Source organism: Exiguobacterium sp. s152 (assembly GCF_018618335.1).
Lineage (GTDB): Bacteria > Bacillota > Bacilli > Exiguobacteriales > Exiguobacteriaceae > Exiguobacterium > Exiguobacterium chiriqhucha.
This window is the reverse complement of sequence record NZ_JACSLX010000005.1, coordinates 194,344-206,232: the sequence shown is the minus strand read 5'-3', so window position 1 is coordinate 206,232 and position 11,889 is coordinate 194,344. Positions and strand designations below refer to the sequence as shown.

11 protein-coding genes are annotated in these 11,889 nt (G+C 51.1%); 4 read left to right on the top strand and 7 right to left on the bottom strand.

The genetic code is table 11. The annotated features are described in order from the left end of the window. Positions 1–273 precede the first annotated feature (273 nt). On the bottom strand, positions 274–1,449 hold the full coding sequence (locus KNP72_RS11080; protein ID WP_214833282.1) for a PstS family phosphate ABC transporter substrate-binding protein: 1,176 nt from the start codon (positions 1,447–1,449) through the stop codon (positions 274–276). 32 nt (positions 1,450–1,481) lie between these two features. Beyond that, positions 1,482–2,348: a nucleotidyltransferase-like protein gene (locus KNP72_RS11075; RefSeq protein ID WP_214715624.1), complete on the bottom strand. Its 867-nt coding sequence runs from the start codon at positions 2,346–2,348 to the stop codon at positions 1,482–1,484. A 167-nt stretch (positions 2,349–2,515) separates the two neighbouring features. Between KNP72_RS11075 and KNP72_RS11070 the strand changes: the two genes are divergently transcribed. Next, complete coding sequence (locus KNP72_RS11070) at positions 2,516–2,875, top strand: YgzB family protein (RefSeq protein WP_021067733.1); 360 nt, start codon at positions 2,516–2,518, stop codon at positions 2,873–2,875. A 28-nt stretch (positions 2,876–2,903) separates the two neighbouring features. Here the strand turns inward: KNP72_RS11070 and perR are convergent, their stop codons facing one another. Further along, complete coding sequence (gene perR / locus KNP72_RS11065; RefSeq protein WP_029596002.1) at positions 2,904–3,335, bottom strand: peroxide-responsive transcriptional repressor PerR; 432 nt, start codon at positions 3,333–3,335, stop codon at positions 2,904–2,906. 191 nt (positions 3,336–3,526) lie between these two features. Here perR and KNP72_RS11060 point away from each other — a divergent pair, with 191 nt between their 5' ends. Continuing rightward, the gene (locus tag KNP72_RS11060; protein ID WP_214833269.1) at positions 3,527–4,825 is read left to right on the top strand and encodes a glutamate-1-semialdehyde 2,1-aminomutase; all 1,299 of its coding nucleotides are present in this window, start codon (positions 3,527–3,529) and stop codon (positions 4,823–4,825) included. Positions 4,826–4,858: 33 nt separating this feature from the next. Here the strand turns inward: KNP72_RS11060 and KNP72_RS11055 are convergent, their stop codons facing one another. Beyond that, complete coding sequence (locus KNP72_RS11055) at positions 4,859–6,496, bottom strand: ABC transporter substrate-binding protein (protein WP_214833267.1); 1,638 nt, start codon at positions 6,494–6,496, stop codon at positions 4,859–4,861. 92 nt (positions 6,497–6,588) lie between these two features. Between KNP72_RS11055 and KNP72_RS11050 the strand changes: the two genes are divergently transcribed. Further along, positions 6,589–7,821, top strand: a complete 1,233-nt coding sequence (locus tag KNP72_RS11050) for an MFS transporter (protein ID WP_214833266.1) — start codon at positions 6,589–6,591, stop codon at positions 7,819–7,821. A gap of 53 nt (positions 7,822–7,874) precedes the next feature. Further along, positions 7,875–8,291: a thiol-disulfide oxidoreductase DCC family protein gene (locus KNP72_RS11045; protein ID WP_214833264.1), complete on the top strand. Its 417-nt coding sequence runs from the start codon at positions 7,875–7,877 to the stop codon at positions 8,289–8,291. A 13-nt stretch (positions 8,292–8,304) separates the two neighbouring features. On the opposite strand, the gene KNP72_RS11040 is transcribed toward KNP72_RS11045, so the two are convergent. The 3 genes from KNP72_RS11040 to ntdP form a co-directional block, all read right to left on the bottom strand. Further along, entirely contained in the window at positions 8,305–9,453 is a 1,149-nt protein-coding gene (locus tag KNP72_RS11040; RefSeq protein WP_214833262.1) for a DUF3238 domain-containing protein, read from the bottom strand. A 93-nt stretch (positions 9,454–9,546) separates the two neighbouring features. Next, a complete protein-coding gene (locus KNP72_RS11035; protein WP_214833260.1) occupies positions 9,547–11,295 on the bottom strand; it encodes an ABC transporter ATP-binding protein in 1,749 nt (582 codons plus the stop codon). A 37-nt stretch (positions 11,296–11,332) separates the two neighbouring features. Next, complete coding sequence (gene ntdP / locus KNP72_RS11030) at positions 11,333–11,875, bottom strand: nucleoside tri-diphosphate phosphatase (protein ID WP_021067741.1); 543 nt, start codon at positions 11,873–11,875, stop codon at positions 11,333–11,335. Positions 11,876–11,889: the final 14 nt, after the last annotated feature.

Genomic DNA, 11,889 nt, shown 5'->3' with positions numbered 1-11,889 from the left:
TTTAAAAATGACGAAGCTTGCGCTTCATTCAAACATTGTAAAACTTTTTTGCCTCATCGTTCAGTTTTCAAAGTTCGTCTGCCGCTCTTGGCGACTTCATTAATTTATCACGTCGTCTATATCCGCGTCAACAACTTTTTTCACAAATTGTTTTACTGAAATAATCTTTTGCCGTGACAACGTTTATAACTATAATCTCTATTTACCACTTCGTCAATAGAAACATTACAAAAAAATAAAAAAGGTCGAGCCCCTGTCATGAGGCCCAACGCTTCAATCTTTCGCTAGCGGCACATAGCCCGTCCGCTCCACCAATGTCTGCCCTTCTTCAGATGTCATCCAATCTACAAACGGCTTATGCGTTTCATAGTTCTCTTCTGTCGTGATGGCATAAAATTCAGAAGTGATCGGATACGTCCCGTCAGCGATGGTTTCGACCGTTGGAGCGATTCCATTCACTTGAAGTAATTTAATGTCGTGATCTTCGACCATCTCGGTCGCATAGAAGCGGAAAGAGAACCCCATCGCATTTTTATGATTTGTGTATGCGGCCGTCTGTTCGATAATACCGCCCATACCTTCCGGGACATCTTCAACGGGTGCAGCCATTAATTTACGATCACCCATCACCCGCTGCAAGGCCGTCTGGCTCCCGCTTCCTTCTGGACGTTGGAATGCTCGAATCGGATCATTCTCGCCTCCGACCTCACTCCAATTATCGATGTCTCCTGCATACACTTGTTGAATCTCGTCTAATTTAAGCGAGTCAACTGGATTGTCTTCATGTACAAAGAAGGCAAACGCTTCGCGCCCGATTGGTGTCATGTTGAACTCCACACCAGCCTTCTTAGCCGCGGCCACTTGAAGATCTGATGGTCCTGCGACAAAGATGATGTCCGTCTTCCCTTGAATCAACCGATCGTACGCTTCTCCCGTCGTCGTTGAGACGACAGGACTCTCCTCCGTACTATACGGATTATATTCGTCAGAAGGATAAATCGCTTCGACAAAAGACGCATACAGTGGATATAGTGCCGTAGCACCATCGAGGCGTGGGAGATTTGAATCGATTCTAAACGAAGATGGCGCATCGAGCTTAGCTAAATCGGATTCCTCTTTAAACGGTTGATAGTCAAACAACTCAACACCGCGTTCTTCAATCCGCAAACCTTCTGTATACACGTAGTACCCTTTCACTGAACCGAAGAACACGACTCCAATCACGGTTCCAATCAATCCGACTCGTTTGAGTTGCCCCTTCGTTAACGAAGAAAAGTCATATAGCGCCATAATGAGAATTAATAAAGCGGCAACGTACCAAATGGTCCAAAGGATCGGGCGTCCTCCTGCAATCGGATTGCCCATCGTAAAGAGTGCTGTAAAGACCGATATGACTGCGGTCACAAGCACAATCAACACACTACCGAATATAAACTTGACGATTTTCATCTGATTCAACTACTCCATTCGCTTCTATATAGTTAGGCGATCTCATAGGCGATGGCTTCGACTCCAACACCTTTTGTCGGTCGCGCGACCGAACGGACATATCCTTTGCGGACAAGGAACCCGACGATACTACCTAGGTCGACTTTCAATGCTTGCAAGTTCGGGTGTTCCATTAATTCCGAGAACGGCCACGGTTCATCGCGTTGTTGCATCGTTTGCAGTAGCAGAAGCGTGCCCGGCAACACTTTTGATTGAATCAAATGTTCCATTCCGATAATCACCAAGTGAATCCGTTGTTCAAGCGACTCTTGTCCGCTCACGAGTTCCTCGTGGAGTTTATATATTTCTAAATCGAGTGTGCGTACTTGTTTCCATAATACGATTTCAGGATGAATCCCGGCCTCTAAGACCGATAATCTGGCCAAATGAGTCAAGGCATGATGAATTTGGGTGAAGGCGTCTTGGTGTTCCTCTTGCAAAAATAAGCTTCGGCCGTCTTCAAAGCGTCGCAGCAATTTCGCAAAAGCAAGCGATAGTTGCAGACGTTGCTCATCGTTTGAGAAATTACGAAGACGTTGTCGCAAGTCTAATAAAAACGTATTTCGTTCAAACAAGACCATCCCATCTTCAATCCAGTGGATGGCCCGGCGATTCTCGTTCATCAAAATCCAGCGGTCCATCATCGAATCACTCACCAAATGGAGAATGATTTTCTCTTGTCCGACCTGATAGTGCTTCACTGTCCAGAACGGTTCTTCTTTGGCTTCAATCACAATCAACAACCGGTCCGATTGGTCTGTCAACGGATCGCGTGGTCGTTTCTTCTTCACTTCGATGATGCCAAGCGTCGTCTTCAAGGCTGCATATTCCGAATAGATCGTGCGTGTGGCATACTCCATAGTCACCTTGATACCTTCTTTCTATATGATGAACTACAAACGTCCACCCAATAATCTGATACGAAAATGATTCGCCTTCTTTTAAAATTCTCCTGCCAGCGATTGTATGAACTTCTCACGGTCGAGCAGATGAGCTATAGTAAAGACAGACATGGAGGGATTACGAAATGAAAAAACGGGGGAATAAAATCAACCGCGCTCGAAACCTTGCGTTGTTGCTCGTCTTTGCGGGAATCGGGGTCATGTATCTCGGCCTGTTGGCGAAAAGCATCACATGGCTGATGATTATTTTCATGTTGCTCGGCTTCGTGATGGTGTTATCGAGTTCAGCGCTCTACTTTATTATTGGGATGGCATCCACGAAAGCCATCGTCGTCACTTGCCCGAATTGTGAGAAACAGACAAAGATGCTCGGTCGGGTCGACTTATGTATGCATTGCGACGAACCGCTCACGATTGACCAATCGCTCGAAGGTAAAGAGTTCGACGAAAAATATAACAAACGCCAATCACATTCACACGAATAAAAAAACATCCTCAGGCAGAGGATGTTTTTTAATGTTTATGCGCTTGTTCAGCTTGGCACGCCGGGCATGTCCCATATACTTCGAGACGATGACGGTCGACTTTGAACCCTGTCAATTGAGATGCGACCGATTCGATTTCATCGAGGACCGGGTAGTTGAAGTCAACGACTTTCCCACACGCATCACAGATGATGTGGTAGTGACGCGACGTCACGAAATCAAACCGGCTCGATGCGTCGCCGTAATTCATCTCTTGGACGAGACCAACTTCTTTAAAGACGCGCAAGTTGTTATAGACGGTAGCGACACTCATGTTCGGAAATCTCGCCGAAAGTGCCTTATAAATGTCATCCGCTGTCGGGTGACTGTGCTCCGTGACGAGGTACTCCAAAATGGCCTGGCGCTGAGGCGTCATTCTGACTCCATGTTCTCGGAGCGACTGAACAGCATGGTCAAGCATTTCGCTTCCCACGTCAATCCCTCATTTCTTCTATAGAATTCATACGAAGTGTTAGTAGTAATTAACCTGTTTCTTACATAGTAATCTTTATAAATAGTGTACTGATTTCTGGAACGGTCGTCAAACGTTGAGCTTATGCGGTTGACGGCTATGATACAATAAGTGCGAATTTGTAAAAGGAGGCAATACATATGGCAACATCATCTTCACGCAACAATTCAGACGTTTTGTATACCGATGCCTTGACGCATATCGTCGGCGGGGTCAACAGCCCTTCCCGCTCATTCAAGGCAGTCGGCGGCGGTGCACCCGTTTATATGGAACGAGGAGACGGCGCCTATTTCTATGACGTCGACGGCAATCGTTATATCGACTATTTGGCGGCATACGGTCCGATTATTACGGGCCACGCTCACCCGCATATCCATAAAGCGTTAATCGCGGCTTCGTCTAAAGGACTCCTTTACGGGACACCGCATGCGCTTGAAGTCGAGTTTGCGAAAAAACTAAAGGCGGCCATCCCGTCAATGGATAAAGTCCGTTTCACCAACTCGGGGACCGAGGCCGTCATGACGACCGTCCGTGTCGCTCGTGCTTACACGGGTCGCGAGCTCGTCGTCAAATTTAGCGGTTGTTATCACGGCCACTCGGACTTGATGCTCATCGCAGCAGGTAGCGGACCGGCCACGCTCGGCTCACCAGACTCGGCCGGCGTCACACGGGCCACGGCGAAAGAAGTCATCACCGTGCCGTTCAATGACGTCGAGGCGTTCCGCGACATGATGAGCGAATGGGGCAGTCAAATCGCCTGTGTTCTCGTCGAACCGATTGTCGGAAACTTCGGCATCGTCGAGCCGAAACCTGGATTCCTCCAGGCCATCAACGACATCACGCATGAACATGGCTCCCTCGTCATTTATGACGAAGTCATCACGGCATTCCGTTTCACATACGGCAGTGCCCAGCAAGTATACGGAATCGAACCGGACATGACCGCCCTCGGCAAAATCATCGGCGGAGGCTTGCCGATCGGTGCCTATGGCGGTAAAGCTGAAATTATGGAAACGGTCGCTCCGCTCGGGCCAGCTTATCAGGCCGGAACGATGGCCGGTAACCCAGCGTCGATGGCGACGGGACTCGCTTGCCTCGAAGTACTCGAGCAACCGGGTGTATATGAAAAGCTTGACGCGCTCGGCGCCCAGCTCGAGGCCGGGATTCGTGAAGCCGCGGAAACACACGGCGTGACCATCACATTGAACCGTCTAAAAGGCGCACTTACGGTGTACTTCACGGACGAGGTCGTGACCGATTATGAAGGAGCCGAGAAGTCGGACGGTGAAGTGTTCGGACGCTTCTTCAAATTGATGCTCGAAAACGGTGTCAATTTGGCCCCTTCTAAGTATGAGGCTTGGTTCTTGACGACTGAGCATAGCGAGTCAGATATCGAAGAGACGATTGCCGCGGTGAACCGCGCCTTCGCCCAACTATAAGTAAAAGGAGATGCCGCGGCATCTCCTTTTTGATTACACCGAAGGTCGGATCCACAACTGGTCGTAGCGTGGATGACCGAATATGTCGACCGGTACGTCGCCTAGAAAACTTGGGAAGCTCCGCTCTCGCTCGACATGGTATAGCGGAATGACGAGCGCCGACTCCGTCAAATGCCGTTCCACTTCCCGATGGAGCAACGGCCAAGCGCTCATATCGGTTTGACGGTAGCGGTCCATCAGCGAGCGGAGTTCCGTTTCATGGGCGACGAGCTTGCCGACGAGCGACAGTTCACTCGTCAAAAAGGCGAGAAAAGCCAAATCCAAGTCTTCGCTCATCATCTCCCCGCATAAAATCAAATCGGCGCGGCGAAGTGTCTCCTCTTGCAGTAAACAACTGAGCGCATACGTCTCCGTCTCGACGGTGAAACCGGCAGCCCGCAACTGGGATGCGACGAGCGCCGCGTCTTCCGTCGCCACGTCGAACGGCAAGTGCAATAGTCGGAGCGGACGCTTAGAACTCTCGCTTGGCTCGGCCAGTGGAATCGGGCGACTCGTTTCTGGGAAGAAGCCGTGGGCCACTTGATGACGTTCTCCCCCTAAATCGACGATCGCTTGTTTATTGATCGCCCGTTGAATCGTGCGTCGCGTCGCCATATCCTCTTTCAGCCAGGAGTGCTGTAAGTTGAACATGAGATAGCGAGCCCCGGCCTCGGCAATCCATTTCACGACGCTATGATTGTCTCGCGCGCTCCATTTGGCGTGATCTGCTTCCGAGAACGTGACAAACTCAACCACGTCCAATGACGGACGCGGGCGCAATCCGCGCTCGAAAGCCCGTAAACGCACGACGTCGTCGGATTGTTTCTCCAATTTGAAGGGTCCCGTCCCAATCGTCCCTTCCGCTCGTTCATATGTGATTGAGGCTGGCGTTTGAGCAAGCAAACGCTCGATGTAGGCCCGATGTGCTTTCGTATAGAGGTCGACCACATACGGTGCGGGCGAGTCGACCCGATCAATCGGTGCGAACAACCAGACTTGTTTGCCGCGAGCCAAGAGTCGGCTCAATGAGTAAACGACGTCTTTGCCCGTTAACGTCATCCCGTTGTGGAAAGTGATCCCTTTACGGATGTAACAGCGAAATCCAAATGGCGTCTCCTCCATATGATGGGCTAACGACGGTTGAACCGTGGTCCCGTCCCATTCGAACAGGCGGTCGAAGACGTGACGCGATAACGACGCCTCCATCGCGATGTGGATATCCAGCGGATCAAGTGACTCGAGTGTCCGCGTCCTCGGGAAAATAAAACGGTCTTCTTCCGTCTGTTCGAAGCCAAATCGGTTCCAAATCCGCGCTTGGATCAGTTCCCGTAATGCGGGTGGCCAATCCCACTCCAACCATTTGGCCGCCTGCGCCATCGTAGCCTCAGAAAATGAGGTTACGACCCACGCCTGGAGCGTCTCGTCAAAGTCCGACTGAAAACGAAGCCTCGATTCATGGCCGCGCCCTTTGCCAGCTTGATAGGTCACCCACCCCATCGCCTCCCATGCCTTGATATCGCGCTTCACTTGTTTCTCACTATAGCCGACTACCTCGACGGCTTGCCGGAGTGTCACGTCCATTTTGTCCGCCTGTAACGCATAGCGATAAATTGCCACTAGTTTTGCATTCATGTCATTCCCCCTAAAAGTGGACATGTCCAAATAATTTGTCTCTTTTTACCAAGTGTAGTCCACGTTTAAAGTAGTGACAAGGAGGTGCTCACATGAAATTCAAAGATTTCCCAACTAACGTCAGACTTCGACTCGTCTGTGGATTTTTCATCCGCATCGTCGGCTCGGCCATCTTTCCATTCATGGCTTTATATTTTTCAGAAGAACTCGGCAAAATCGCTGCCGGGATCATCATGACGTCATTCGTCATCGTCGGGTATGTCACCGGCTTGTTCGGTGGGTACTTCTCCGACCGCTTTAATCGCAAGCACGTCTTACAGATTGGCCAACTCGTCCAAATTCTCTGCTTCATCGGAATGACAGTCGCGATTCACCCATCGAACAACTGGGCACTCGCCGTAGCCATCTTGTATTTCGGTCACGCCGTCGCCAACGGCTTGAACTATCCGGCTCTCGAAGCGATTGTGATCGACTCGATGGAACCATCGAATCGAAAAGCGATTTATGTATATGATTATTGGCTCGTCAATTTAGCGATCGCCGGCGGTGTCATGCTCGGCGGTACGTTCTATCGCGACTATCGGTTTGGTTTATTTATCGGTATGACGCTCGTATTGACCATCACAACGGTCGTCTTGCAACGCTATCTCGTCGATTCACATCAAGGTAACCGGTCGACGCCGGCCAACCCGATCGTCGGCGTGATTCAAAACTATCGGATTGCCTTGAATGACCGACGCTGGATGCTTTTCGTGCTCGGTAGCATGCTCGTCTTCTCGACAGAGTTTCATATGGCAAACTATATCGGCGTTCATTTGGCCGAATCGTTCCAAGAACGTGCGATTATCGGCGTGCCGTTCGACGGTGTCCGGATGATGGCGTTCATGCAGCTCGAGAACACATTGCTCGTCGTCGCCATCACGTTCGCCGTCACCGCCTTTGTGAAACGGTACCGGGAGAAATACGTATTCTTCATCGGCTTGTCACTCTATATCACAGCGTATGCGGCCATCACATCGATGAACTCATTTCTGATTCTCGCTGTCTTGGCCATCGTCTTCACGGTCGGGGAGTTGCTATACTCACCAATCCGCCAAGTGAAGCAAGTCGACCTGCTCGACCCAGAGCGTCGCGCTTCGTATCTCGCTTTTGGAGGACTCACATTCCATGGGGCCAAACTCGTGGCCGCGGCCGGCATCGTCGTCGGGGCGTTCATCGGACCTGTGTTCATGAGCGGCTACATCTTCTTGTTCGGGGCGCTCGGGGCGTATCTTTATTACGTCTCGCTCTATAAAATGGAATCGCTACGCCAGCTTGCCGCATGACGTTTGAACTGACTCCGGAACGGAAACAGGCAAGAGAGAAGGGGGCGAACCAAATGCCAGCCATTGTATTGTTTGATGGAGACTGTAATTTTTGCGACGCCAGCGTCCAATTCATCTTGAATCGGGACACAACAGGAAATTTCCACTTTGCCTCGCTCCAAGGCGACGCTGGGAAAGCTTTACGCGAACGTCACCGCATCAGCGACTCGGTTGACAGTATCGTCTTGATTCGTGACGGCGTGCCCTATATCAAATCCGACGCGGCCATCCGGATTGCAGAAGGATTGGATGGGATGTGGCGATGGCTCCGGTTCGTGAAAATCGTCCCAAAACCGATTCGCGACTTCGGCTATGATGTCATCGCCAAGCATCGTTACGAATGGTTCGGACAAAAACAGACGTGTAAACTGCCGACACCGGAAGAACGAATCCGGTTTCTCGATCAACAACCAAAACCGCCGACTCGATGAGTCGACGGTTTTTTTAGTCCATACACGTCAAGTACGTCCAATGGCACTCCGGCATCGGATTGCCCATGAAGCTGACACCGAGGTCATCGGCCCGGTGAATCGTCGTCCACGGGGCATCCCCGACTTGAAGATACACTTCATGGTGCGGTGATTGCGTATGACTACCGGACAGTTTGAACGTGGCAGTGTCCTTCAATTGTGCGACAATCGTGTACTTGATGTCCGGCGCGATGACGAGCGGATTGCCGACCGAATGGTGCAAGCGGTATGCGGTCCGCCCCCGGTCAATATCGATAGCGTCAAGATACACTTGATCGACCGAAGCGACATCTTCTCCTGTCAGTTGATGACGGGCGTTGTATCCGCGCGTCACTCCGGCATCTTTTTTGATAGAGACGATCGGAATGTCGTGCATCCCTTCGACTTTCACTTCCGTCCGCGTCCGATAGTCGTTCGCATGAACGTTATATGGTCGTCCATCCCCTTCAAAATAAGGGTGAGGCGACAATAAGTTCGGATTTTTAATCATCGGCGGACGAATGAACGTCTGGACGCGAAGCTGAATCTGATTGACCGTCTCCAAATCAGGACGGAGCGGACTGACGAGAAAATACATGACGAACAGTTCTTTGTCGCGCCGCGTGTCCGTCTTCAATTCTTTGGCGAGTGACATTGCTTTGCCGACAGCGTGAATGAGACGCGTCCCCGGTTTCGCGTCCCGCTTCACCGGGCGGAGCGCCCGAACTTCGTACATCGTCGGTTCGTGTAGCGGTGTGTCGTCCAAATAGGCGTTCCCGACGACCTCGGCGATTCGTCGTCCTTTTCGATAAATCGCATACGTCTCGACGTCAGGAATCGGATCCCATTGGAGATGGGTACCGGTCGACGCGACGACGGCCGATGTGAGATGTCGATTCCAATACAAATCATCGCTCGGGTCGACGGCGGCCGTATACACTTTCGCCACTTCCCCTTGCTCATCCGTGAGACGATAGGCGACTTGCTCTCCGACGGCCGTCTCATGGTCGACATAGTGCTGGTCGGTCCCTTCATACACATACTTCCCGTTTCGCGTAAGCCGGATCTTCCCCTCCACTGACCACGTCAGCTCGAGTGCGTCCTTAAGCGGTTTTACTGTGATTAAACCTTCCCCGTTCATCATTGGACTCTCCCCCTTTTGGCATGTCGTTTCTTCATTCCCGTCTCACTGTCACGGAAAACAAAAAAAGGCCCCGAGTCTCCTCGAGGCCGCGTCTCATTCGACGACTGCCAAATCTTGAATCATATACAAATCGTAATAGGCTCCGCGGCGACGCATCAATTCTTCATGCGTCCCGGTCTCCATAATTTGTCCGTTATCGACGACGACAATCTTATCGGCATCGGTGATGGTCGACAATCGATGCGCGACGATGAGCGTCGTTCTCCCTTTCGTCAAACGCGCGAGCGAATCCTGAATCATCGCCTCACTCTCAAGGTCGAGCGCACTCGTCGCTTCGTCGAGAATAATGATTGGCGGATGTTTCAAGAAGACACGGGCGATGGCAAGCCGTTGTTTCTGACCGCCTGACAGTTTGACACCTTTTTCCCCGACCGGCGTATTGTAGCCATCCTGCAAGTTCGAGATGAACTCATGTGCGTTCGCTGCTTTCGCGGCGGCGATCACATCTTCGTCACTCGCTTCCGGATTCCCCATCCGGATGTTCATCGCGACCGATTCACTGAACAGAACCGAATCTTGCATGACCATCCCGATTTGATCGCGCAGCGCCCGCAATTTGAAATCACGGACATCGGTGCCATCGATTTTGATGCTGCCCGACGTGACGTCATAAAACCGGGGAATCAAGCTGACGAGCGTCGACTTTCCGCCACCGGACATGCCGACGAACGCAACCCGTTCTCCAGAGCGAATATGCAGGTTGACGTCACGGAGGGCGCGGGTACCGTCTTTCTCGTACGCAAAGCTGACCTGATCGAGTTCGATGTCGCCTGCCGTTTTCACGGGAACGAACGCACTCGATTTTTCTTCGATGTCATACGGCTCATCGAGGAACTCAAAGACCCGGTCCATCGAAGCGACCGACTGCGTGAGCGTCGTCGCCGAGTTGACGAGACGGCCGAGCGGTGCGTAGAGACGATCGATATACGCGATGAAGGCGACGAGCGTCCCGAGTGAAACTTGTTCTTGCAGGACGAGCCAAGAAGCCGATGTGAAGATTAAAATCGGTGCGATGTCCGTGATCGTCGAGACGACGACGTACGTCTTCGCGTTCCACCCTGTATGACGGAGCGCGGCCTTCAAGAAACCGCCGTTCTGTTCTTCGAACGCCTTGTTCTCATACGGTTCGAGGGCGAAGCTGCGGATAACGGCCATCCCGTTGACGCGTTCGGTCAAATGACCTTGAAGGTCCGCAAGGGCGGCCGAGCGTTCCCGCGTAAGCCGGCGCAATCTTCCGTAGAAGTAGCGAACGGCGATGGCGTAGAACGGGAGCGGCAAGATGGCGATGAGCGTCAATTGCGGGTCGATCGTGTACATGATGGCGATCGCGATTAAAATCGTGACCATATCGAGCCAAATGTTCATCAGGCCGGTGATGACGAAGTCTTTCGTCTGTTCGACATCGTTGATGATGCGCGAGATAATCTGTCCCGTCTTATTGTTCGAATAATAGCGGAGCGATAGTTTTTGGACGTGGTCGAACAATCGGTTCCGGACGTCGAATAAAATCCGCGTCGCCGCCCATTGCGCCAAATATTGGCGCAAATATTCAATCGGCGGCTTCAAGACGAGGAAGACGAAGAAGACGATGCTGAACAGCCAGACGAGCTCGGTATAATCTCTTGCCGGTTCTGGGTCTGTCAAATAAGTGTCGATGACATATCTATAAAGGAGCGGCAACCCGAGCGGGATCGAGAATTTCAAAATCCCGACGAAGATGGTCAGCGCGATTTGTTTTTTATACGGTTTAACGAACTTTAAATAACGTTTAATACTACCCATTAGTTCCTCCTTCAAGAAAAAAAGCGGAGATGAGCAATCATCTCCGGTAACGTGCTTCGTATTCGCGATACCATTCATCGACGAATGTTGGGTTGAACGGCCCTTTCCGTCCTCGAATCCAGTTAATAAGTTCTTGAACGTTCTGTTTCAAGATTCGATCAATCGCTTTCGGATAATTCATCTCGCGACGATGCCGCTCATATTCATCCTCATCTAAAATCGTGTACGACATATCCGGGAACACCTTGATGTCCAAATCGTAATCGATGTACTTGATGGCACGTTCTGCCCCATCGAACGTTGTCGGCGAACCTAGATTACAGTAGTAGTAAATCCCATCTTCGCGAATCATGCAGATGACATTGAACCAAAACTCAGATGAAAAGTAGCAAATTGCCGGCTCACGAGTTCTCCATTGCCGGCCGTCTGACTCACTGACCATAATACGGTCATTGAATCCGATCATATCCGTTTTTGACGACTGAAGGACGAGCGTTTCTTCCCAAACGCGATGCAAAGTTCCGTTGTGCTTGTAGCTCTGTATCTCGATCTTGCTACCTGCTTTGGGAAATAAGCTCATAAGCTCCTCCTTTC